The sequence below is a fragment of the Mesorhizobium sp. M4B.F.Ca.ET.214.01.1.1 genome (assembly GCF_004791545.1).
Lineage (GTDB): Bacteria > Pseudomonadota > Alphaproteobacteria > Rhizobiales > Rhizobiaceae > Mesorhizobium > Mesorhizobium abyssinicae.
On sequence record NZ_SRUX01000002.1, the window covers coordinates 479,957 to 502,015 of the forward strand.

General features: G+C 65.5%; 19 protein-coding genes. 13 read left to right on the top strand and 6 right to left on the bottom strand.

Going from position 1 to position 22,059, the window contains the following annotated elements:
• Nucleotides 1–50 precede the first annotated feature (50 nt).
• Nucleotides 51–929, bottom strand: coding sequence for a branched-chain amino acid aminotransferase (locus EN857_RS05630; RefSeq protein WP_127283095.1), 879 nt, complete (start codon nt 927–929; stop codon nt 51–53).
• Nucleotides 930–1,117: 188 nt separating this feature from the next.
• Here EN857_RS05630 and EN857_RS05635 point away from each other — a divergent pair, with 188 nt between their 5' ends.
• Together EN857_RS05635 and EN857_RS05640 are read left to right on the top strand one after the other, a co-directional pair.
• A complete protein-coding gene (locus tag EN857_RS05635) occupies nt 1,118–1,777 on the top strand; it encodes a haloacid dehalogenase type II (RefSeq protein ID WP_127392294.1) in 660 nt (219 codons plus the stop codon).
• 246 nt (nt 1,778–2,023) lie between these two features.
• Nucleotides 2,024–2,848, top strand: coding sequence for a L,D-transpeptidase (locus tag EN857_RS05640; RefSeq protein ID WP_127392293.1), 825 nt, complete (start codon nt 2,024–2,026; stop codon nt 2,846–2,848).
• Nucleotides 2,849–2,861: 13 nt separating this feature from the next.
• Here EN857_RS05640 and EN857_RS05645 read toward each other — a convergent pair whose 3' ends face one another.
• Entirely contained in the window at nt 2,862–4,367 is a 1,506-nt protein-coding gene (locus EN857_RS05645) for a PLP-dependent aminotransferase family protein (RefSeq protein ID WP_245493351.1), read from the bottom strand.
• Here EN857_RS05645 and EN857_RS05650 point away from each other — a divergent pair.
• Entirely contained in the window at nt 4,366–4,989 is a 624-nt protein-coding gene (locus tag EN857_RS05650) for an FMN-binding negative transcriptional regulator (protein WP_135858082.1), read from the top strand. The two genes, EN857_RS05645 and EN857_RS05650, sit on opposite strands and share 2 nt — an antisense overlap.
• A 163-nt stretch (nt 4,990–5,152) precedes the next feature.
• On the opposite strand, the gene EN857_RS05655 is transcribed toward EN857_RS05650, so the two are convergent.
• Entirely contained in the window at nt 5,153–6,697 is a 1,545-nt protein-coding gene (locus EN857_RS05655) for a helicase HerA-like C-terminal domain-containing protein (protein ID WP_135858084.1), read from the bottom strand.
• Nucleotides 6,698–6,984: 287 nt separating this feature from the next.
• On the opposite strand from EN857_RS05655, the gene EN857_RS05660 reads away from it, so the two are divergent.
• From EN857_RS05660 to EN857_RS05675, 4 genes are all read left to right on the top strand, one after another.
• Nucleotides 6,985–8,427, top strand: coding sequence for a methylmalonyl-CoA mutase subunit beta (locus EN857_RS05660; protein WP_128346297.1), 1,443 nt, complete (start codon nt 6,985–6,987; stop codon nt 8,425–8,427).
• On the top strand, nt 8,424–10,547 hold the full coding sequence (scpA, locus tag EN857_RS05665) for a methylmalonyl-CoA mutase (protein WP_127283089.1): 2,124 nt from the start codon (nt 8,424–8,426) through the stop codon (nt 10,545–10,547). Before EN857_RS05660 ends, scpA begins: the two co-directional genes overlap by 4 nt.
• Nucleotides 10,548–10,618: 71 nt before the next feature.
• Nucleotides 10,619–10,849: an AbrB/MazE/SpoVT family DNA-binding domain-containing protein gene (locus EN857_RS05670; protein ID WP_127283088.1), complete on the top strand. Its 231-nt coding sequence runs from the start codon at nt 10,619–10,621 to the stop codon at nt 10,847–10,849.
• Nucleotides 10,846–11,232 carry a type II toxin-antitoxin system death-on-curing family toxin gene (locus EN857_RS05675; protein ID WP_127283087.1) on the top strand — a complete coding sequence of 129 codons (387 nt, stop codon included), beginning with the start codon at nt 10,846–10,848 and terminating at the stop codon, nt 11,230–11,232. Before EN857_RS05670 ends, EN857_RS05675 begins: the two co-directional genes overlap by 4 nt.
• Here the strand turns inward: EN857_RS05675 and greA are convergent.
• Nucleotides 11,229–11,711 carry a transcription elongation factor GreA gene (gene greA, locus EN857_RS05680; RefSeq protein WP_127283086.1) on the bottom strand — a complete coding sequence of 161 codons (483 nt, stop codon included), beginning with the start codon at nt 11,709–11,711 and terminating at the stop codon, nt 11,229–11,231. The genes EN857_RS05675 and greA overlap by 4 nt on opposite strands.
• A gap of 103 nt (nt 11,712–11,814) precedes the next feature.
• Between greA and EN857_RS05685 the strand changes: the two genes are divergently transcribed.
• On the top strand, nt 11,815–13,191 hold the full coding sequence (locus tag EN857_RS05685) for a TIGR03808 family TAT-translocated repetitive protein (protein WP_127283085.1): 1,377 nt from the start codon (nt 11,815–11,817) through the stop codon (nt 13,189–13,191).
• Here the strand turns inward: EN857_RS05685 and EN857_RS05690 are convergent.
• Both EN857_RS05690 and EN857_RS05695 read right to left on the bottom strand, forming a co-directional pair.
• On the bottom strand, nt 13,184–14,188 hold the full coding sequence (locus EN857_RS05690; protein WP_127311124.1) for an asparaginase: 1,005 nt from the start codon (nt 14,186–14,188) through the stop codon (nt 13,184–13,186). The two genes, EN857_RS05685 and EN857_RS05690, sit on opposite strands and share 8 nt — an antisense overlap.
• A 54-nt stretch (nt 14,189–14,242) precedes the next feature.
• Nucleotides 14,243–15,409 (bottom strand): acetyl-CoA acetyltransferase, encoded by a 1,167-nt coding sequence (locus tag EN857_RS05695; RefSeq protein ID WP_127393554.1) that lies wholly within the window; start codon nt 15,407–15,409, stop codon nt 14,243–14,245.
• A gap of 240 nt (nt 15,410–15,649) precedes the next feature.
• Between EN857_RS05695 and betI the strand changes: the two genes are divergently transcribed.
• The 5 genes from betI to betB are packed head-to-tail and all read left to right on the top strand — an operon-like array spanning nt 15,650 to nt 21,942.
• Nucleotides 15,650–16,240 carry a transcriptional regulator BetI gene (betI, locus tag EN857_RS05700; protein ID WP_127311123.1) on the top strand — a complete coding sequence of 197 codons (591 nt, stop codon included), beginning with the start codon at nt 15,650–15,652 and terminating at the stop codon, nt 16,238–16,240.
• On the top strand, nt 16,237–17,766 hold the full coding sequence (gene betC / locus EN857_RS05705) for a choline-sulfatase (RefSeq protein WP_127311122.1): 1,530 nt from the start codon (nt 16,237–16,239) through the stop codon (nt 17,764–17,766). The genes betI and betC overlap by 4 nt, the downstream gene beginning before the upstream one ends.
• Nucleotides 17,763–18,770: a threonine/serine dehydratase gene (locus EN857_RS05710; protein WP_127287131.1), complete on the top strand. Its 1,008-nt coding sequence runs from the start codon at nt 17,763–17,765 to the stop codon at nt 18,768–18,770. The genes betC and EN857_RS05710 overlap by 4 nt, the downstream gene beginning before the upstream one ends.
• A 3-nt stretch (nt 18,771–18,773) precedes the next feature.
• The gene (gene betA, locus EN857_RS05715; protein ID WP_127287132.1) at nt 18,774–20,426 is read left to right on the top strand and encodes a choline dehydrogenase; all 1,653 of its coding nucleotides are present in this window, start codon (nt 18,774–18,776) and stop codon (nt 20,424–20,426) included.
• A gap of 52 nt (nt 20,427–20,478) precedes the next feature.
• Nucleotides 20,479–21,942 carry a betaine-aldehyde dehydrogenase gene (gene betB, locus EN857_RS05720; RefSeq protein WP_128275880.1) on the top strand — a complete coding sequence of 488 codons (1,464 nt, stop codon included), beginning with the start codon at nt 20,479–20,481 and terminating at the stop codon, nt 21,940–21,942.
• Nucleotides 21,943–22,059 lie beyond the last annotated feature (117 nt).

The following is a 22,059-nucleotide window of genomic DNA, read 5'->3' on the forward strand; positions in this document are numbered from 1 at the left end:
CACATGGTTTTGCAGCAGGTGGCCGCGTGAAAGGAAAGCCCGGCCGCGGATCAGGCGGCGGACGCCGAATGCGCCCAGTCCCAGTAGAGCTCGCGCGCCTTCTTGGCGACCGGCCCGGGCTGGAGGTTGCGCTCCTCGATGCGGGTGATCGGCACGATCTTGGAGTGGTTGCCGGTGGAGAAGATCTCGTCCGCTTCGAGGAATTCGCGCACCGAGAGCGTCCTTTCGGTGGTCTTGAAGCCGTAGTCGCCGAGCAGGTTTATCGTGCGCGAACGGGTGATGCCGGACAGGAAGGTGCCGTTCGCCGCCGGCGTCAGCACATGGCCGTCCTTGACCAGGAAGATGTTCGAGGTTCCGGTCTCGGCGACGTTGCCCAGCATGTCCAGCACCAGCGCATTGTCGAAGCCGCGCATCTTGGCCTCGAGGATGGCGCGGCCGTTGTTGGGATAGAGGCAGCCGGCCTTGGCGTTGGTCGGCATGGTCTCGATGCTCGGCCGCCGGAACGGCGACAAGGTGATCGAAAAGCCAGCCGGCGAGATCATCGGCGATTCGTAGAGGCAAAGGCAGAAGCGGGTCGAGGCCGGATCGGCCGGCACGCCCATGTAGCCGCCATGCTCGGCCCAGTACATCGGCCTGATATAGACCGCCGTCTTGCCGTCGAACTTCTTCAGGCCATCCCAGGTCAGCCCGACGATCTTGTCGGTGGTCATGGTGGGTTTCAGGCCGAGCGCGATGGCCGAGGCGTTCACCCGGGCGGCGTGAAGCTCGAGGTCGGGCGCCACGCCCTCGAACCAGCGGGCGCCGTCGAAGACGCTGGTGCCGAGCCACATGGCGTGGCTGCGGGGGCCGAGAATGGCGACATTGCCTTCATGCCAGTCGCCGTCGACGAAGGTCCATGTCGCGGATTGCGCCGCTGCCGCCAGTGTCATTGCTCGTTCCGTCCAGATGCTTTTCGCGAAGCGGGCATAGGAAGATGCTTTGAAGGCCGCAGTCAACCGGTATCGCGGAGATTTGTTGAGGCCTGCGGCTCTTGGCCTGGCGGCTATCCGCAAGCATCGATTGGCGCTGGCCGCAATCAACGCTTGCGCTCCGCCTGCCCTCGCCTCACAACTGTCGCATGCACCATGCGGCTTATGTTTTCGACGCCTACGGCACGTTGTTCGACGTGCATGCCGCCGTGCGCCGCCATGCCGGCGAGATCGGGCCGGACGGCCAGCTGCTCTCCGACATCTGGCGCGCCAAGCAGCTCGAATATTCCTGGGTCAGGACGCTGATGGGCGCCTATGCCGACTTCTGGCAATTGACCGAGCAGGCGCTGGATTTCGCCCTGCGCAAGGTACCCTCGGTCGACAGGGGGCTGCGGGCCAAGCTGCTTGAGGCTTACTGGCGGCTCGACTGCTATCCGGAGGTGCCGGCCGTGCTCAAGGCGCTCAAGGCGTCCGGCGCTCGGCTGGCAATCCTCTCCAACGGCTCGCCCGAGATGCTCGAAGCTGCGGTCAAGTCGGCCGCGCTCGACCAGGTGCTGGACGACATCTTTTCCGTCGATCAAGTCAGGCGCTTCAAGACCGACCCCTCGACCTACGACATGGTGACCACCGGCTGGCGCCTCTATCCGGATGCGGTGTCGTTCCAATCGTCCAACCGCTGGGACGTGGCGGGGGCCGCCAAGTTCGGCTTCCGCACGGTGTGGATCAACCGCGCCAACCAGCCTGACGAATACCGCGATTTCATGCCGGGATTGATCCTGCCGTCGCTCGAAGGCCTGCTGACCGCTTGAGGTAGGTTGGTATTCAGGGGATGCCGACTTGACCTGGATCTCAACATAGCTTGGGGTCGCCAGGCCGCATGTGGCCGTGGCGCAACAGGCCGGATGCGGTCACAGCTTTGCCTTTGTTTGTCCACCCTGAGGCCAGAATCGGAACCGCCTATCGCCGCCAACTGTTAAAGGCGAGAGTGCTCCCGTTAACAGTCCGCACCGGCGCATTTATGCTTTGTTGCGACTTGAGACCTAAAAAAGGCAACCATGTTCACATCCGATCCGTCCTCCCTTCGCCTCAGCCGCCGCGGCTTTCTCAATGCCGCGGCGCTCGGCGCCGCCTCGGTCGCCGTTTCGGCTTGCGCCACGACGAGGCCGGAACCAGTCGAGCCGCCGCCGCCGGCCTATGTCGAGCCGCCGCTGGGCGACTATGCGACGATGTACGGCCCGATCTCGGACAGCGGTTTCGAAGTGCCGGCCATACCGTTCCAGAAGATCGATCCGCAATTCCTGCGCCAGATCGTTCCCGATCCGACTGGCCAGAAGCCGGGCACCATCGTCGTCGATACGACCGGCCATCACCTCTATCTGGTGCGTGAGGGCGGCCAGGCGATCCGCTACGGCGTCGGCCTCGGCCGTGCCGGCTTCGAATGGGCGGGCGACGCGGTGGTGCAGTGGAAGCAGAAGTGGCCAAAATGGACGCCGCCGGACGAGATGGTCGCCCGCCAGCCGGAGCTGAGGGAGTACAGCGCCGACAATGGCGGCATGCCCGGCGGGCTGAAGAACCCGCTCGGCGCGCGCGCGCTCTATCTGTTCCAGGGGAATGTGGACACGCTCTACCGCCTGCACGGCTCGCCGGAATGGAACTCGATCGGCAAGTCGGTGTCGTCGGGCTGCGTTCGCCTGATCAACCAGGACATCATCGATCTCTACGATCGCGTGCCCTCGAAGACGCCGGTGATCGTTACCGCCGATGTCGGCCAGCCGATGGTGGCGAGCGCCAATCGCAAAGCCATTCCGATCGACGCCGGCGTGCCCGATGGATCGATCCTGCTTGGGCCGATCAGGCGCGATACCGACGAGCTCTTCTGAAGCCTGAATCTCGTCAGCGGTGCGCGGCCAGCACAGTCGCCAGCATTGCAACACCGCGTCTCAGTACCTCCACGTCGAGCCCTGCATAGCCGAGGATGAAGCCGGCCGTTTCAGGTCGCGGCTCGGTTGGGTCATAGAGCGGCGATACCGGATAGAGGCCGATCCCGGCGGCGCGCGCAGCCGCGATGATCGCCGGCTCGCGTTCGGCATCGATGCCGTTCATCCAGGCGACGACATGCAGTCCGGTGTCGGCTCCCGCGACGGAGACTCCTGCACCCAGATGTTCGGACAACGCCTGCAGCAGGGCCTCCCTGCGCTCGGCGTTCTTCCTGCGTATGCTGCGGACGTGACGCTCATAAGCGCCGCTCGCCAGCAGGTCGCCCAGTATGTCTTGTTCCAGCATCGGAGCATGCCGGTCGGTCAGCCGTTTCGCCTCGCTAAACGCCCGGGTGAGGCTGGCGGGAACGACGAGATAGCCGAGCCTCAGGGTCGGCGAAAGCGTCTTGGACAGCGTGCCGATATAGATGACGGAGTCAGGATCGAGGGCCTGCAGCGGCGGGATGGGGGAGATGTCGTGACGGTATTCGCCATCATAATCGTCCTCGACGATGTAGGCGCCTGTGGCCTTGGCCCAGGCCAGGAGGGCGCGCCGGCGCGTCGCGGAAAGCACGCTACCGAGCGGAAACTGATGCGACGGCGTCACGCAAGCAAGGCGGGCCGGCGGCAAGGCATCCGTCCTCAGCCCGTCGGCGTCGACCGCAACGGGCACGGCGATGCCGCCTGCCGCCGCGAAGGCATTGCGGGCCAGCAGATAGCCCGGGTTCTCGATCACAAACGGGTCGCCGGGGTCAAGCAGCAGCCGCGCGCAGAGGTCGAGCCCTTGCTGGGAGCCGTTGACGATGACGATCTGGTCCGGCGTGCAATTGATGCCGCGAGCGCGCCAGAGATAGCCCTGAAGCGCGCCGCGGGCGGCAAGGGACCCCTGAGGGTCGCCATAGCGCAGCCGAGCGGGGCGTCGCAAAATGGCTTTGTTCGACGCCCGCCGCCAGGCCAGCACCGGGAAGTCCGCCCCGGACAGGTCGCCATAGCGGAAATCGGCAAGCTTGGCCGGCTGCATTTCCGCCGGCGCAGGCAGGGCCACGAGGCGGCGGGCGAATGCCGACAGGTTGCGGGGCTGAGCGGCCTCGAGGGGCGTCTCCATCGACGGCGCCTCCAGCCCCGAGGCCACGATCGCGCGTGCTCCCGGCCGGATGATCAGATAGCCTTCGGCGTCGAGCTGGCTATAGGCGGCCGTCACCGTGGTGCGTGAGGCGCCCCATTCGGCGGCAAAGACCCGCGTCGACGGCAGGCGGTCGCCAGGCCGATAGGCGCCGCTGTGCACCTGCGCCTTGATCGCCGCGATGATCCGGCGCGCGACGCCATCCTTCTCCAACTGGACCACAGAGAACCTGCGAAACTGGATATTTCCACCAAGCCAGACTTGCGGCATCGTCGCCTGCAACGCAAGGAGTTTTGCCATGTACATACCGCCCGCCTTCCGTGATGACGACAAGGAGAGCCTGAGAGCAACGATCCGCGCGGCGCGTCTGGCGACGCTGGTCACCGCCACGGCGGAAGGACCGCAGGCGACGCCGTTGCCACTTCTTCTCGACGAGAACGAGGGCGAGCACGGCGTGATCTACGGCCATGTCGCGAAGGCAAATCCGCAGTGGCGCGCACCGGTATTGGGCGACGGCCTGGCGATCTTCATGGGACCGGACGCCTATGTGACGCCGGCGTGGTATCAGGCCAAGCAGGAAACCGGGAAGGTCGTGCCGACCTGGAACTATGTCGCCGTCCATGCCTATGGACCGATTGAATTCTTCGACGATGCCGACAGGCTGCTCGACGTGGTGACGCGTCTCACCACCCTCCACGAAGGCGGCCGCGCCTCGCCCTGGGCCGTATCGGATGCGCCGCCGGATTTCATCCAGGCGCAACTGAAGGGGATTATTGGCCTGCGCATGCCGATCACGCGGCTCGAAGGCAAGCGCAAGATGAGCCAGAACCGCAACGCTGCCGATCGTGCCGGTGTGCTGGCTGGCCTCGCGGCGAGCGACCGGCCATCGGACCGTGAGGTGGCTCCGCTCATCCCGGTGTGAGGTCGCTCCGCTCATCCCGGTGTGAATCCGTCATCGCGAATCTGAGCCAGTTCGCCTGGTACTTCGCCGCGGCTTCCTGCTCGCCATAACGCAGGAAGGATTGATCACGGCAGCGCTCTGTCACCGCGCTTGAAGCGACCTCCGCCCTTCTCGTGCAGACATCCTACCGCCCCCTGGCCAGGCTCCCCAGGATCCCGCGCACGATCGCGCGGCCGACAGACGAGCCGACCGAGCGCACCACCGACTTGATCGCCGCTTCGGCCACCGTCTGGCGGTTCGAGGGGCGTGGCGCCGGGGCGCGGCGGCCGCCGGACTGCGGAGCGGGATCGTCGCCAAAACCGGGAATCGTCCAGCGCGAGCGGCCGCTGTCGGCCTGTTGCGCCTGCTCTTCGGCCTCCTGCGCCTCTTTCGCCTTCTTCTGCAACAGCTCGAAGGCCGATTCGCGGTCGATCACCTGGTCGTATTGGCCCGAGACCGGGCTTTCCCCGATCAACTGGCGGCGCTCGTCCGGCGTGATCGGGCCGAGCCGCGACGACGGCGGCCGGATCAGCGTGCGCTGGACCATGGAGGGCACGCCCTTGGCCTCCAGCGTCGAAACCAGCGCCTCGCCGGTGCCGAGCTGGGTGATCGCGGTCATGCAGTCGAAATCGGGATTGGGGCGGAACGTCTCGGCCGCCGTCCTCACCGCCTGCTGTTCGCGCGGAGTGTAGGCGCGCAGGGCATGCTGGACGCGGTTGCCGAGCTGGGCCAGAACCTTCTCGGGAATATCCAGCGGGTTCTGGGTGACGAAATAGACGCCGACACCCTTGGAGCGGATCAGCCGCACCACCTGCTCGACGCGGTCGACCAGCACCTTCGGCGCGTCCTCGAACAACAGATGCGCCTCGTCGAAGAAGAAGACCAGCTTCGGCTTGTCCGGATCGCCGACCTCGGGCAATTCCTCGAACAGCTCCGACATCAGCCAGAGCAGGAAGGTGGCGTAGAGGCGCGGGTTCATCATCAGCTTGTCGGCGGCCAGCACGCTGATGGCGCCACGGCCGTCGCGGGTGGTGCGCATGATGTCGGCGATGCGCAGCGCCGGCTCGCCGAAGAAATTCGCCGCGCCCTGCTGTTCCAGCACCAGCAGCGTGCGCTGGATGGCGCCGACGGACGGCTTGGTGACATTGCCGTAGCGGGCGCTGAGCTCATCGGCGCGCTCGGCGATGTTGGCGAGCAGCGCCTGCAGATCCTTGAGGTCGAGCAGAAGCAGGCCTTCCTCGTCGGCGATGCGGAAGGCGATGTTCATGATGCCTTCCTGCGCTTCGGTTAGGTTCATCAGCCGCGACAGCAAGAGCGGTCCCATCTCCGAAGTCGTGGCGCGAATCGGGTGGCCCTGTTCGCCGAACAGGTCCCAGAAGATGACCGGGAATTCCTGGAAGTCGTAAGGGTCGAGCTTGATCTGCTCGGCGCGCTTGACCAGGAAATCCTTGGCCTCGCCCATCATGGCGATGCCGGAAAGATCGCCCTTGATGTCGGCGCAGAAGACCGGCACGCCGGCGTTGGAAAAACCCTCGGCGAGGATTTGCAGGCTGACCGTCTTGCCGGTGCCGGTGGCGCCGGTGACCAGGCCGTGGCGGTTGCCATATCGCAGCAGAAGCTGCTCGGGGCGCTGATAGCTGTCGTCGGGCTTGCGGCTGGCGCCGATGAAAATGCTCTTGTCGTCAGCCATATGTCCGGTCTCCGCAACCTGATGAAGTTAAAAGCAAAGGGCCCTCGCTGAGGTATAGTGAGGCGACACGGCAGCGACAATGCTCCAATCGCGAATCGGGCTTTCAGTCGGAGTTGGAACCGAACGCAAATCCCGACTTGCCGGGCTTCCTGCAGCTTGCGGACTTTGCGCATGTTTGGCAATCGGTCGGTGGTTCACCCGGCCGCATGCGTGGCGCATTGTGATATCGGACAGGGAACCTTAGACTGACGGTTCGAATTGATGCGGCAGAAAAATCAGGAGTGCGGATGGGCGCCGGCGCCTTGACCAGGGAAGTCGACCTTCAGAACGCTGACCGCCAGCGCTGGCTGGCGCTCGCCGAAAAGGCGCTTGCCGGCGGCTCCTTCGAGGACAGGCTGGTTTCCCACAGCGACGACGGCATCCGCATCGAGCCGCTCTATGAGCGCTCGGCCACGGCCGAACCGATGGTCAGGGCAAATCCGGGAGCGCCCTGGATCGTCAGCCAGCGCGTCGACGATCCGGATATTGGCCGCGCCAAGGCGCAGGCACTGGACGATGTCGCGCAAGGGGCGACCGGTCTGTCACTGGTTTTCGAGGGCGCGCCGAACGCTTTCGGCTATGGCCTGCCGCGAACGGCCGAGGCGCTGGAAGCGGTGCTCGACGGCGTGCCGCTCAACCGCGTCCAGGTCCGCATCGATGCCCATCCCTGGAGCCGTGCGGTGGCCGACTGGCTGGTGGCATTCCTGGGCAAGCGCCGCTCCGATCCGGCCAAGCTCAACCTTTCCTTCGGCATCGATCCGGCGGCGATCTTCGCCGGCACCGGCCGGCTGCGCATGTCGATCGAGGCGCTGCAGGAATCGATGCCGCAGTCGATGGCGCATTTCTTCTCGATGGGAGTGCCCGGCGTGCTGCTCGAGGCCGACGGGCGCGTCTTCCACAATGCCGGCGCCACCGAGGCCCAGGAGCTCGGCACGATGATGGCGTCGGCGGTCTCCTATCTCAGGATGTTCGAGAAGGCGCGCCAGCCGCTGGTCTATGCCGCACCCCATATCGGCTTCGCGCTCAGCGTCGACCAGGACCAGTTGCTGTCGATGGCCAAGGTGCGCGCCTTGCGCCGGCTGTGGGCGCGGATCCAGGAAGCCTGCTCGATCCCGGCCTCGACGGCCAGCATCCACGCCGAGACGTCCTATCGCATGATGACGGCGGCGGACCCGGAGACCAACATATTGCGCACGGCGATCGCCTGTTTCGCGGCCGCCGCCGGCGGGGCCGATTCGATCTCCATCCTGCCACACACAATCGCGCATGGGCTGCCGGCCGGCTTTGCCCGCCGCGTCGCCCGCAACGCGCAGCTGATCATGGCCGAGGAAAGCCACGTCGATCACGTCGCCGACCCCGCTGGCGGATCGGGCGCCGTCGAGGCGCTGACCAATGATCTCTGCGCGGTCGCCTGGCAAGAATTCCAGCGCATCGAGGCCGAAGGCGGCGTGCTGGCGAGCCTGCAGCAAGGCTACATCCAGAACCGCGTCCAGACCGCCGCTGCGAAGCGCAACGCCGAATACCGGACGGGCGCGCGCGCTATCGTCGGCACGACACTGTTCCGCGCGGGCAGCGAACGCCCGGTCGAAACACTGGCGGCGGAGCGGCGACCGGCGCTGACGGAAGGCGTCGCGACCTGCGAGCCGCTGTTTCCGGTGCGCATCGATCAGTCGATCGGAGCCGGCGCATGATCCCCGATTTCAGCCAGATCGGCTGGTCTGCTCCGCGCCGCGCGCCGGTCGAGCTCAAGGGCCAGCGGATGACGCCGGAAGGCATCGCCGTGAAGCATCTCTACATGCAGGGCGATCTCAAGGGCCTCGCCAATCTCGATACCTATCCCGGCTTGGCGCCCTTCGTGCGCGGCCCCTACCCGACAATGTACGTCCAGCAGCCCTGGACGATCCGGCAATATGCCGGCTTCTCAACGGCGGAAGAGTCGAACGCCTTCTACCGGCGCAACCTGGCGGCCGGGCAGAAGGGCCTGTCGGTCGCTTTCGATCTCGCCACGCATCGCGGTTATGACAGCGACCATCCTCGCGTCGCAGGCGATGTCGGCATGGCGGGAGTCGCCATCGATTCCATCCTCGACATGCGCCAGCTGTTCGACGGCATTCCGCTCGGCGAAATGACGGTGTCGATGACCATGAACGGCGCGGTGCTGCCGGTCATGGCGCTCTACATCGTGGCGGCGGAGGAACAGGGAGTTGCGCAAAAGGATCTCGCTGGGACCATTCAGAACGACATTCTGAAGGAGTTCATGGTCCGCAACACCTACATCTACCCGCCGAAACCCTCGATGCGGATCGTGTCGGACATCTTCGCCTACACGTCGCGCAACATGCCGAAGTTCAACTCGATCTCGATCTCGGGCTACCATATGCAGGAGGCCGGCGCGACGGCGGACCTCGAGCTCGCCTACACCATCGCCGACGGCATCGAATATGCCCGCGCCGGCGTCGCTGCCGGGCTCGACATCGACCGCTTCGCGCCGCGGCTTTCCTTCTTCTGGGCCGTCGGCATGGACTTCTTCATGGAGGTCGCCAAGCTCAGGGCCGCGCGCCTGCTGTGGTCGAGCCTGATGAAGAAGAATTTTGCGCCCAAGGACGAGCGCTCGCTGTCGCTGCGCACGCACTGCCAGACGTCAGGCTGGTCACTGACGGCGCAGGATCCCTACAACAACATCACCCGCACGATGATCGAGGCGATGGCGGCGACGCAGGGGCATACGCAGTCGCTGCATACCAATTCCTTCGACGAGGCGATGGCGCTGCCGACCGACCATTCGGCCCGCATCGCCCGCAACACGCAGCTCATCCTGCAGAAGGAATCCGGCACCACGCGCATCGTCGACCCGTGGGGCGGCTCGGCCTTCGTCGAGCGGCTGACGCAGGATCTGGCGGCGCGCGCGCTCGCTCACATCGAGGAGGTCGAGAGCCTCGGCGGCATGGCGGCGGCGATCGAGAAAGGCATTCCGAAGCTGCGCATCGAGGAGGCCGCGGCCCGCACCCAGGCACGCATCGATTCCGGCGAGCAGACGCTGGTCGGCGTCAACGCGCATCGGCCGCAAACCGACATCGAGGTCGACGTGCTGAAGATCGACAATGCCGAGGTCAAGGCCAGGCAGTTGGCGAAGCTGCAGCGGCTGAAGGGCACGCGCGACGTCGGCGCGGTCGAGGGCGCGCTTGCCGCGTTGACGCGGGCGGCCGAGGACGACGAGAACCTGCTTGAATTCGCCATCCGCGCGGCGCGCGCCAAAGCGACCGTCGGCGAGATTTCGCTGGCGCTGGAAAAGGTTTTTGGGCGTCATGTCGCCTCGGTGCAGACGATCTCCGGCGTCTACCGCGATGCGCTCGGCGACAATCCGGCGGTCGACAGGCTGCAGGACAAGATCGCGACGTTTGAGGAGAAATCCGGTGGCAAGCCACGTATCCTGGTTGCCAAGATGGGTCAGGACGGCCATGACCGCGGGCAGAAGGTGATCGCCACCGCCTTTGCCGATCTCGGCTTCGACGTCACCGTCGGTCCGATGTTCCAGACGCCCGAGGAGATCGCGAAACTGGCGGTCCAGCACGACGTCGACATCATCGGCGCCTCCTCGCTCGCGGCCGGACATTTGACGCTCATTCCTGAGCTCAAGGAAGCGCTGAAGAAGCTCGGCCATGGCGACATGCTGATCGTCGCCGGCGGCGTGATCCCGCCGCAGGACTATGATGCGGTGCTGAAGGCGGGTGCGGCGGAAATCTTCCCGCCGGGCACGGTCATTCCAGAAGCGGCGGACAGGCTTATGGACCGCTTGCTGGCGGCGGCATGAGGCCGTTATAATTCCTGTTGCAACAATCGGCGTCTGGCGTTATAATCGGCGTTGCAACAGGATGATCCGTCATGAACACGACCATTCGCAAAATCGGCAATTCCGAAGGGCTGATCCTGCCGAAGGAACTTCTCGACCGGGTGAACCTGAAGGCGGGCGACAATGTGGTCGTCGTCCAGGAGGGTCAGGAGCTTCGCTTGCGCCGCCTTGAGGACTCTGCCGAAGAATTCGAACGCAAGATGAAGATCGCGCGTGAGCGGATGAAGAAATACGAGGTTGCCTACCGCGCGCTCGCGAAATGACCGCGCATCATTCGCGAGAATTCGTGGAGGCGATGCACGCCGAGCAGTTGCGCCTTCACGGCGGTGCGCCGGGCATTCGTGACGAAGGCATGCTGGAATCAGCGCTTGCTAGGCCTCAGCAGAAGGAGGCCTATGGAGAGCCCGATCTTTGCGAACTGGCGGCCGCTTATCTCTTTGGCATCGCAAAGAACCACCCATTCGTCGACGGCAACAAGCGCACCGCTTTTGCCGCAGCCGATTTGTTTCTCTACTTCAATGGATTGAGTGTCGAGGCCGAGCAGGAGGACGTCATCCAAATGGTGATGATGGTTGCAGCGGGTGAAATCGACGAAGCCGGGGCCGCGGCATTCTTCCGCGACCATGTCGTCAGGCTGGAAGACTAGCTCTCAGCCTTGTCCGAAAGCTTGGTGATCTCCCACTCCTTGCCGTTGACCGACGCGATGTCGCCAAGCTTCTTGCCGAACAGCGCCACTGCCATCGGCGAGACATGGGAAATGCTGCCCTTTGAGGGATCGGCCTCGTCCTCGCCGACGATCTTCCAGTGCACTTTCTTGCCGTCATCGCCTTCCAGCGTGACGCCCATGCCGAAGCGGACCACGTCGCTGCCGGGCTCGGGCACGGAAAGCTCCGCACTCTCGCGCCTGGCGGTCCAGTAGCGCAGGTCGCGCGACACGAGCGCGATGCGCTCGCGGTCGGCTCGCCTCTCGGCCTTGCCCAATTCGTCGCGCAGTCCTTCGAGTTCCTGATCGATCATTGCCAAGCCACGCTCCGTCACCAGGTTGCGGTGCTGGCTGATCGGACGCTCGCCAATGCCGGCGATGGCGTTTTCGCTGTCTTCTTCGCGGGTAAAAGCTCTGCTCATGCAATGAACTTAGGCCCGGTGCCGCCTCTGTACAAGCTGTAGTCCGACGGCAGGCCTGGCACGATTCCTGCGACAGGGATGGCAAACGCCAGGACCTGTGCCGATGTTGAACAGACGAATGCTGCTCGCCCAGACCGCCGGCTTTGCCATTGCGGGCCTTTGCGCTGGCAAAGTCTCGGCCAAGGTGCTGCCCGGCATCGCGAAAGCCTCGATGCGCGGTTCGATCAACGCCACCGAGCTCGGCGTGCAACCAGGCACGCTTGACGACCAGAGCAAGGCCTTCACCAAGCTCCTCAACGACGCCAGCGAGCGCGACGCGCCGGTGTTTTTGCCGCAGGGCACCTATGTCGTGTCCAACCTCAAGCTGCCAGCGCGCCTGCGCCTGAGCGGCGTGCCGGGCGCCACGCGCATCGTCTATGGCGGCAACGGCCATCTGATGATGGTCGAGCAGGCCGAGCATATCGAACTCGGCGGGCTGGTGTTCGACGGCTCGAACCGCTGGCTGGCCGACTATGCGCAAGGCCTGCTCGACCTGCGTCGCGTCGGCCATCTCGTCATCGACAATTGCCAGGTCACCGGCAGCGGCAAGAACGGGCTGGCGCTGGAGCATGTTTCGGGCCGCGTCGGGCGTTGCGACATTTCCGGCGCGGCGGACGCCGGCATCTATTCGGTCGAAGCCGGCGGGCTGGAGATCTCCGGCAATACGGTTTCCGACTGCGCCAATGGCGGCATCCTCGTGCATCGCTGGCAGCAGGCGGAAGACGGCACCCTCGTCAGTGGCAACCGCGTCGAGCGCATCGGCGCCAGGAGCGGCGGCACCGGCCAGAACGGCAACGGCATCAACGCCTTCCGCGCCGGCAATGTCGTGATCTCGGGCAACATCGTCTCGGACTGCGCCTTCTCGGCGATCCGCGCCAACAGCTCCAGCAATCTGCAGGTCACCGGCAACACCTGCTCGCGCTCGGGCGAGACGGCGCTCTATTCGGAATTCTCCTTCGAAGGCGCGGTCATCGGCAACAACATCATCGACGGCGCCGCCAACGGCATCTCGATCGTCAATTTCAACGAAGGCGGCCGCATGGGCGTGTGCGCGAACAACATCGTGCGCAACCTGTCGACGGTCGGCCCCTACCCCGCCGACGCGCCCGGCTTCGGCGTCGGCATCAGCGTCGAGGCCGACACCACCGTGTCGGGCAATGTCGTCGAGAACGCGCCGCTCTATGGCATGCAGATCGGCTGGGGGCCTTATCTGCGCAATGTCGTTGCCACCGGCAACATCATCCGCAAGGCCGGGACCGGCATTGCGGTGTCGGTGGTCGAGGGCGCAGAAACGGCCATCATCTCGGACAATGTCATCGATGGCGCGCTGAACGGCGCTATCGTCGGCCAGCGCTGGGCCGATCCGGCGACCGCCGACCTCGCCCAGTCAGGCAATGCCGGCTATGCGCATCTGACCGTTGAGCGCAACCACGTCAGTTGAGCGCAGCCGTCGGCCGTAGCGTGCCAACCTTGGCGCCAATCCGGCTTTCGACGGGGCGATGGGCGAGCTCCATCAGTTTTGCGGCGAGGCCTTCGTCGCCACGCAGCAGCCTGGCCAGCACCGCGGCGATCATCACCTCGGCGGCGCGGCCGGCGCCGTCGTCGCATTTCAGCGCAATGCCGAGGCCAAGCTCGGGAACGGCGGCGCAATAGACGCCCTCTGCACCGGTCTTGACGAAGATGCGGCCGGGCGCCGCCTGCATCAGCGCGACATCGGCGCCGCCGCTGCCGGAGACCAGGAAGGGCTCGGCCATGCAGGCGGACAAGAGCCGCTTCGCCGCCCTGGCCCGCTCCGGCGCAAAGCCCCTGCCCGTCGCCATGCGGGCAAAGCCGAGCGCGAAGCTCTTTAGCGGCACGGCATAGGTCGGGATGGAACAGCCGTCGGTGCCGCAGTGGTCGACGTCATGGGCGGCACCGGTCACGGACTGCATGGCATCGCGAACCATCTCCTGCTGGGCGTGGCCGGCCTTGACGTAGCCGCGATGGGCGATGCCCGCATGCACGCAGGTGCATAGGAAGCCGGCATGCTTGCCGGAGCAGTTGTTGTGCAGCGCGTTCGGCACGCCGCCGGCACGGGCAAGCGCTATGGTGGCGTCATGGTTCGACGGCCAATGCGCGCCGCATTCGAGCGCGGTTTTGTCGAGACCGGCTTTCGCCAGCATGGCTTGCGCCAGTTCGACATGCGCGGCCTCGCCGGTATGCGAGGCGCAGGCCAGCGCCAGTTCGCGGTCGCCGAAGCCATAGGCGTCGGCCGTACCGCTTTCGACCAATGGCAGCGCCTGGATCGCCTTCACCGCCGAGCGCGGAAACACCGGGCGGACCGTCTCGCCGATTTCGAGCAACGGCTTGCCGTCAGCATCGAACACGGCGACCGCGCCGCGATGGGCGCTTTCGACCACCGCGCCGCGCAAAACCTCGACCAGAACCGGATTTGACATGCTGCCTCCCGCACGCGCGCGCCCAGAGGGCGCCGCTTTAAATGCGGGCCGCTTCTACCTGATCCGGTCGAGAATGGAAACGTAGTTGGCAACGGCAGCGCCACCCATGTTGAAGATGCCGCCGAGCTTGGCGCCCGGCACCTGGATGCCGCCCGCCTCGCCGGTGAGCTGCATGGCGGTCAGCACATGCATCGACACGCCGGTGGCGCCGATCGGGTGGCCCTTGGATTTAAGGCCGCCGGAGGGGTTGACCGGCAGGCGGCCGTCCCTGGCCGTGGTGCCGTCCAGCGCCAGCTTCGCGCCTTCGCCTGGCTTGGCCAGCCCCATCGCCTCGTATTCGATCAGTTCGGCGATGGTGAAGCAGTCATGCGTCTCGACGAAGGAGAGGTCGTCGAGCGTCACGCCGGCCTTCTTCAGCGCCTGGTTCCAGGCCTGCTCGCAGCCCTCGAAGGCGAGGATGTCGCGCTTCGACATCGGCAGGAAATCCTGGACGTGCTCATTGGCGCGGAAGGTGACGGCGCGGCGCATCCTGAGCGCCGTCGCGGTGTCGGTGAGCACAAGCGCGGCGGCGCCGTCCGAAACCAGCGAGCAGTCGGTGCGCTTCAAGGGACCGGCGACGAACGGGTTCTTCTCGCTTTCCTGGCGGCAGAATTCAAAGCCGAAATCCTTGCGCATCTGCGCGTAAGGATTGTCGACGCCGTTCTTGTGGTTCTTGGCGGCGATCATGGCGAGCGCATCCGACTGGTCGCCATAGCGCTGGAAATAGGCCTGCGCGATCTTGCCGAAGACGCCGGCAAAGCCGGCGGGCGTGTCGCCATCCTCCGGCAGGTAGGAGGCCTTGAGCAGGTTTTTGCCGATCTCGGGGCCGGGCGTGGTGGTCATCTGCTCGGCGCCGACCACCAGCACAATGCGGGCCGCATTGGCGTCGATGGCGCGGATACCTTGCCTCACGGCGGCCGAACCGGTGGCGCAGGCGTTTTCGACGCGCGTCGCCGGCTTGAAGCGCAGCCGGTCGTCGGCCTGCAAAACCAGACTGGCGGTAAAATCCTGCGCGGAGAAGCCAGCGTTGAAATGGCCGAGCACGATCTCGTCGACATCGTCGGGACCAATCCCGGCATGGTCGAGCGCCTCGACGGCGACCTTGGTGATCAGGCCCTCGAGCGTCTCGCCCTCGAGCTTGCCGAAGCGCGAATGCGCCCAGCCGACGATGCATGCGGTCATTACAGCCTCCATTTGCCGCGCAGCCTGGCGTGTGGATCCTCAGGTGATGCCGGCCTGACCTGAACCTCCACACACGCTAGCACGTCCTGTCGCGGCATGAGATTCAATATTGTTCAACAGTGAACTTTTTTCCAGCCCAGGGGATGGGCCAGACCAACAGGATCGTTTGATGCCAGCATCGATTTTTTGTTGATTGATCCGTCAATAAAAAATAATCTTATATCGAGCCCGGATCCCAAAATGCCGAAAATCGGAATGGAACCCTTGCGCCGCAAGGCGCTCATCGATGCGACGATCTCGGCGATCGGCGAGCGCGGCTCGCTGGACGTGACGATGTCGGAGATCGCCGGCCGCGCCGGCGTGTCGTCGGCGCTGGCGCACCATTATTTCGGCGCCAAGGACGAGCTTCTGTTCGCGACGATGCGGCACATACTGTCGGAGCTCAACACCGACACCAGGCGTGCGCTGCGGGCCACCGGCACGGCGCGCCAGCGCGTCTCGGCCGTGGTCGCCGTCAGTTTCTCCGACGACCAGTTCCAGCCCGAGACCATCGCCGCATGGCTTGCCTTCTATGTCGAGGCGCAGAAGTCGTCGGCCTTGCGGCGCCTGCTCAAGATCTATGCGAGGCGACTGCATTCGAACCTGATGAGCGGGCTGACCGGCATCCTGTCCCGACGCGAAGCGGATCGCGTCGCCGAAGCGACGGCGGCGCTGATCGACGGGCTCTACATCCGTCGCGCGCTGAAAGACGGCGTGCCGGACGCGGCGACGGCCATCGCGCTCGTCGAAGACTATCTCGAAACCAAGCTCAGCGGACGGAGCCTGCCTTGACGAGCGGACGGCCCAATTTCCTGATCGTCATGGTCGATCAGCTCAACGGCACGCTGTTCCCCGACGGACCGGCGGAATTCCTGCATGTGCCGCATCTGAAGGCACTTGCCGCCCGCTCGGCGCGCTTTGCCAACAACTACACCGCCTCGCCGCTCTGCGCGCCCGGCCGCGCTTCGTTCATGAGCGGGCAGTTGCCGTCGCGCACCGGGGTCTACGACAACGCGGCGGAGTTCACGTCCTCGATCCCGACTTTTGCCCATCACCTGCGATCTGCCGGCTACTACACCTGCCTGTCTGGCAAGATGCATTTCGTCGGGCCGGACCAACTGCATGGCTTCGAGGAGCGGCTGACCACCGACATCTATCCGGCCGATTTCGGCTGGACGCCAGACTATCGCAAACCCGGCGAGCGCATCGACTGGTGGTATCACAATCTGGGCTCGGTGACCGGCGCGGGCGTCGCCGAGACCACCAACCAGATGGAGTATGACGACGAAGTCGTGTTCCTGGCCACGCAGAAGCTCTACCAGCTTTCGCGGGAGCAGGACGATGCGGACCGGCGGCCCTGGTGCCTGACCGTTTCGCTGTCGCACCCGCACGACCCGTACGTCGCGCGCAAGCAGTATTGGGACTTCTACGAGAATTGCCAGGCGCTGGACCCCGAAACCGGGTTCATCGCGCATGACGAGCAGGACGCGCATTCGCAGCGGCTCTACCACGCCAGCGACTATTCCGCTTTCGCGATCACAAGCGACCAGGTGCGCCGTTCGCGGCGCGGGTATTTCGCCAACATCTCCTATGTCGACGACAAGCTCGGCGAGCTGCTGGACGTCCTCGGCCGCACGCGCATGCTCGACGACACCGTCATCCTGTTCTGCTCGGACCATGGCGACATGCTCGGCGAGCGCGGGCTGTGGTTCAAGATGAGCTTCTTCGAGGGTTCGGCGCGCGTACCGCTGATGATCGCCGGCAAAGGCGTGCCGGCCGGGCTGATCGAGGCGCCGGTCTCCAATCTCGACGTGACGCCGACGCTGTGCGACCTCGCCGGCATCGACATGGGCGCCATCGCTCCGTGGACCGACGGCCAGTCGTTGCTGCCGCTCGCCAATGGCGGGCAGCGCACCGCGCCCGTGTTGATCGAGTATGCCGCCGAAGGCTCCTACGCGCCGCTGGTGGCGATCCGCGACGGCAAATACAAATTCGTCCATTGCGAACTCGACCCGCCGCAATTGTTCGACCTCGAAACCGATCCGCTCGAGCGTGACAACCTCGCCGACGACCTGGCCAACGCGGCGCTGGTCGCGGCGTTCATGGACAAGGTCCGGGCGCGCTGGGACATGGCCGCTTTCGACGCCGCCGTGCGCGAGAGCCAGGCGCGCCGCTGGGTGGTGTATCCGGCGCTGCGCAACGGCGCCTATTACCCCTGGGATTTCCAGCCGCTGCAGAAGGCGTCCGAGCGCTACATGCGCAACCACATGAACCTCGACAATCTCGAGGAGAGCAAACGGTATCCGCGAGGCGAATGATGACAACGCTCGTCCCCTCACTCGACCATCTCAAAATGGCCTATGCCCTCACCTCGGCCGCAACGCAGGTGACGCCATTGCTGGAGTCGACGGCGCTCGCCAGGGAGACGGGCGCGGCGCGTGTCTTCGTCAAGCCGGAATCGCTGCAATGGGCCGGCTCCTTCAAGGTGCGCGGTGCCTATTGGCGGCTGAAGCAGCTGTCGCCGGATGAGGCCAAGAAAGGCGTCGTCGCCTACTCGTCCGGCAATTTCGCGCAAGGGCTGGCCGCCGCCGGCCAGGCGCTCGGCATTCCCGTCACCATCGTGATGCCGATCGATGCGCCGGCCGCCAAGCGTGAGGCCACCGCCGGCTATGGCGCGCGCGTCGTGCTCACCGACCATGGCGATCGCGCACGCGAGGAAGTGGCGGCCGCCAGGGCGCGCGCGATCGCCGAGACCGAAGGACTCACGCTGCTGCATCCCTTCGACGATCCGGAGATCGTTGCCGGCCAGGCCGGCGCCGGGCTGGAGGCGCTCGACCAGTTGGCGGCGAAGAACGCGCATGCCGACCTGGTGTTCTGCTCCGTCGGCGGCGGCGGGCTGATCGGCGGCGTGTCGCTCGCTTTCCACTATCTGTCGCCCCAGACCGAAATCATCGCGGTCGAGCCGGAAGGCTTCAACGGCATGGGTTCCTCACTGGCGCACGGCGCCATCGAGACGATGCCGATCGGGCCGAAATCGATCTGCGACGGGCTTATGGCGAGGCAGCCCGGCGAAGCGCCATTCGCGGCGGTGCGCGCGGCCGGCGTGCGCGGCGTCACCGTCGACGATATCTCGGTGCGGCGCGCCATGAAGATCGCCTTCGAGCGGATGAAGCTGGTGCTGGAGCCGTCGGGCGCGGCGTCGCTGGCGGCGCTGCTTGGGGGAAAGGTGAACGTGGCGGGAAAAACCGTCCTTGTTGTGGCTACCGGCGGCAATGTCTCGCTCGCCGATTTCATCTCGCATATGAACGATGGGCGCATATGAACAATGCTTGAAGCGGACTTCGTGATCATCGGCTCCGGCTCCGCCGGCTCGGCCATGGCCTACAGGCTGTCGGAGGACGGCAAGCACTCGGTGATCGTCATCGAGTTCGGCGGCACCGATATCGGGCCGCTGATCCAGATGCCGTCGGCGCTGTCGATCCCGCTCAACATGAGCCTCTACGACTGGGGCTTTGCCAGCGAGCCGGAGCCGCATCTCGGCGGCCGCGTGCTCGCCACCCCGCGCGGCAAGGTGATCGGCGGCTCGTCCTCGATCAACGGCATGGTCTATGTGCGCGGCCATGCGCGCGACTTCGACCACTGGGCCGAACAGGGCGCAACCGGCTGGGGCTTCGCCGACGTGCTTCCCTACTTCAAGCGCATGGAGGATTCCGACGGCGGCGAGGATGGCTGGCGGGGCAAACGCGGCCCGCTGCATGTCCAACGCGGCACGCGCAGGAACCCGCTCTACGGCGCCTTCGTCGAGGCCGGCCGCCAGGCCGGTTTCGAGCTGACCGACGACTACAACGGTTCGAAGCAGGAAGGGTTCGGCCCGATGGAGCAGACCATTCTCGGCGGCCGCCGCTGGTCGGCGGCGAACGCCTATCTGAAGCCGGCTCTGAAACGCAAAAACGTCACCTTGGTCAAGGGCTTCGCTCGCCGCGTGGTGATCGAGAATCAACGCGCCATCGGGGTCGAGATCGAAGCTAACAAACAGATTCAAATCGTTAAGGCGCGACGTGAAGTGATCGTCGCGGCATCGTCAATCAATTCGCCGAAGATCCTGATGCTGTCGGGCATCGGCCCGGGCGCGCATCTGCAGGAAAACGGCATCCAGGTCGTTGCCGACCGGCCAGGCGTCGGCCGCAATCTGCAGGACCATATGGAACTCTACATCCAGCAGGAATCGACCAAGCCGATCACGCTGAATTCGGTGCTCAACCCCTTCTCCAAAGCGTTGATCGGCGCACAGTGGCTGTTCTTCAGGACCGGCCTCGGCGCCACCAACCATTTCGAGGCCGCGGCTTTCGTGCGCTCGCGGGCCGGCGTCGACTATCCGGACATCCAGTACCACTTCATTCCGGCGGCGGTGCGCTATGACGGCAAGGCGGCAGCGAAGTCGCACGGCTTCCAGGCGCATGTCGGGCCGATGCGCTCGAAGTCGCGCGGCTCGGTGACGCTGCGCTCGCCCGATGCGAAAGCGAAGCCGGTGATCCGCTTCAACTACATGTCGCATCCGGACGACTGGACGGAGTTCCGCCACTGCATCCGGCTGACGCGCGAGATCTTTGGGCAGAAGGCTTTCGACAGTTTCCGCGGCAAGGAGATCTCGCCCGGCAGTCATGTGCAGTCGGACGAGGATCTGGACGCCTTCATCAGGGATCACGCCGAGAGCGCCTATCATCCTTGCGGCACGTGCAAGATGGGCCGCGCCGACGATCTGACGAGCGTGGTCGATCCGGAATGCCGGGTGATCGGCGTCGAGGGCCTGCGCGTCGCCGACTCCTCGATCTTCCCGCGGGTGACCAACGGCAATCTCAACGCGCCCTCGATCATGACCGGCGAGAAGGCTTCAGATCACATCCTTGGGCGGATGCCGCTGGCGCCGTCCAACCAGGAACCATGGATCAATCCGCGCTGGCAGGCGGCGGATCGATAGGGCATTGTGAGGCTGGCGCCCTCCCGCCCAGCGACCATCAATGGAGAAGACCATGCGCGCCCAGCCCACGGCATCGCACTATGTCAACGGCCGCTACATCGAGGACGAGGGCGGCGCGCCGCTGCCTGTGATCTATCCGGCCACGGGCGAGACAATCGCCACGCTGCATTCCGCGACGCCGAACGTGCTGGAACTGGCGATCGAGGCCGCGCGCGCCGCACAACCGGCCTGGGCTCGGCTGAAGCCGGTCGAGCGCGGCCGCATCCTGCGCCGCGCCGCCGACATTCTTCGCGCCCGCAATGCCGATCTCGCGCGCATCGAGACGCTGGACACCGGCAAGGCTATCCAGGAGACGCTGGTGGCGGACGCGCCCTCGGCGGCGGATTGCCTGGAATATTTCGGCGGCGCGGTCGCCGCCTTCAACGGCGAGGCGGTCGATCTCGGCGGGCCTTTCGCCTACACGCGGCGCGAGGCGCTTGGCGTCTGCGTCGGCATCGGCGCCTGGAACTATCCGATCCAGATCGCCGGGTGGAAATCCGCCCCGGCGCTCGCCATGGGCAACGCCATGGTGTTCAAGCCCTCGGAGAACACGCCGCTGTCGGCGCTGGCGCTGGCCGAGATCTACTCGGAGGCCGGCCTGCCCGACGGTCTGTTCAACGTCGTGCAGGGCTATGGCGATGTCGGCGCCGGCCTCGTCGGCCACGATGTCGTCGCCAAGGTTTCTGTGACCGGCTCGGTGCCAACCGGACGCAAGGTGCTGTCGCTCGCCGGCTCGAAGATGAAGCACGCGACGATGGAGCTCGGCGGCAAGTCGCCGCTGATCGTCTTCGACGACGCCGATCTCGAAAACGCCATCGGCGGCGCCATGCTCGGCAACTTTTACTCGACCGGTCAAATCTGCTCCAACGGTACGCGTGTCTTCGTGCAGAAGGGCATCCACGACCGTTTCGTCGACCGTCTGGTAGAGCGTACCAAGAAGATCCGCATCGGTGACCCGCTCGATCCAGAAACGCAGATGGGGCCGCTGGTCAACAAGGCGCAGCAGGAGAAGGTCGTCTCCTACATCGCGACCGGCAGGCAAGACGGCGCTGCCCTCGCCTGCGGTGGTAGCGTGCCCTCGCTGCAGGGTTTTCAGGGCGGCTTCTTCGTCGAGCCGACGGTATTCACCGGCGTCACCGATACGATGCGCATCGCCCGCGAAGAGATCTTCGGGCCGGTGATGAGCGTGCTGAAGTTCGACAGCGAGGACGAGGTGATCGAGCGCGCCAACGACACCGAATTCGGGCTCGCCGCCGGGGTCTTCACCCGCGACCTGCCGCGCGCCCACCGCGTCATCGCCGAACTGCAGGCCGGCACCTGCTGGATCAACGCCTACAATCTGACGCCGGTGGAAATCCCCTTCGGTGGGGTGAAGCAGTCGGGCATCGGGCGGGAGAACTCGCTTGCGGCGCTGGCACTCTACTCGCAGCTGAAGGCGGTCTATGTCGAGACGGGGGACGTGGCGAGCCCGTATTGAGGGGCTGGCGCGAGGCACGCCTAATCTCCCCCCTTGAGGGGGAGATGTCGCCGAAGGCGACAGAGGGGGGTCGCCGCGCGTGGGGCGCTAGCCTTATCCTGTCGCAAAAGAAGGTCG

What these genes read in the sequence shown, in the direction of transcription:
- betA (WP_127287132.1), top strand. Translation starts at nt 18,774, where the DNA reads ATGCTTGAAGCGGACTTCGTGATCATCGGCTCCGGCTCCGCCGGCTCG.
- betI (WP_127311123.1), top strand. Translation starts at nt 15,650, where the DNA reads ATGCCGAAAATCGGAATGGAACCCTTGCGCCGCAAGGCGCTCATCGAT.
- EN857_RS05640 (WP_127392293.1), top strand. Translation starts at nt 2,024, where the DNA reads ATGTTCACATCCGATCCGTCCTCCCTTCGCCTCAGCCGCCGCGGCTTT.
- EN857_RS05670 (WP_127283088.1), top strand. Translation starts at nt 10,619, where the DNA reads ATGAACACGACCATTCGCAAAATCGGCAATTCCGAAGGGCTGATCCTG.
- EN857_RS05710 (WP_127287131.1), top strand. Translation starts at nt 17,763, where the DNA reads ATGATGACAACGCTCGTCCCCTCACTCGACCATCTCAAAATGGCCTAT.
- EN857_RS05660 (WP_128346297.1), top strand. Translation starts at nt 6,985, where the DNA reads ATGGGCGCCGGCGCCTTGACCAGGGAAGTCGACCTTCAGAACGCTGAC.
- EN857_RS05630 (WP_127283095.1), bottom strand. Translation starts at nt 929, where the DNA reads ATGACACTGGCGGCAGCGGCGCAATCCGCGACATGGACCTTCGTCGAC.
- EN857_RS05655 (WP_135858084.1), bottom strand. Translation starts at nt 6,697, where the DNA reads ATGGCTGACGACAAGAGCATTTTCATCGGCGCCAGCCGCAAGCCCGAC.
- scpA (WP_127283089.1), top strand. Translation starts at nt 8,424, where the DNA reads ATGATCCCCGATTTCAGCCAGATCGGCTGGTCTGCTCCGCGCCGCGCG.
- EN857_RS05650 (WP_135858082.1), top strand. Translation starts at nt 4,366, where the DNA reads ATGTACATACCGCCCGCCTTCCGTGATGACGACAAGGAGAGCCTGAGA.
- EN857_RS05635 (WP_127392294.1), top strand. Translation starts at nt 1,118, where the DNA reads ATGCACCATGCGGCTTATGTTTTCGACGCCTACGGCACGTTGTTCGAC.
- EN857_RS05690 (WP_127311124.1), bottom strand. Translation starts at nt 14,188, where the DNA reads ATGTCAAATCCGGTTCTGGTCGAGGTTTTGCGCGGCGCGGTGGTCGAA.
- betB (WP_128275880.1), top strand. Translation starts at nt 20,479, where the DNA reads ATGCGCGCCCAGCCCACGGCATCGCACTATGTCAACGGCCGCTACATC.
- EN857_RS05675 (WP_127283087.1), top strand. Translation starts at nt 10,846, where the DNA reads ATGACCGCGCATCATTCGCGAGAATTCGTGGAGGCGATGCACGCCGAG.
- EN857_RS05685 (WP_127283085.1), top strand. Translation starts at nt 11,815, where the DNA reads ATGTTGAACAGACGAATGCTGCTCGCCCAGACCGCCGGCTTTGCCATT.
- EN857_RS05695 (WP_127393554.1), bottom strand. Translation starts at nt 15,409, where the DNA reads ATGACCGCATGCATCGTCGGCTGGGCGCATTCGCGCTTCGGCAAGCTC.
- EN857_RS05645 (WP_245493351.1), bottom strand. Translation starts at nt 4,367, where the DNA reads ATGGCAAAACTCCTTGCGTTGCAGGCGACGATGCCGCAAGTCTGGCTT.
- greA (WP_127283086.1), bottom strand. Translation starts at nt 11,711, where the DNA reads ATGAGCAGAGCTTTTACCCGCGAAGAAGACAGCGAAAACGCCATCGCC.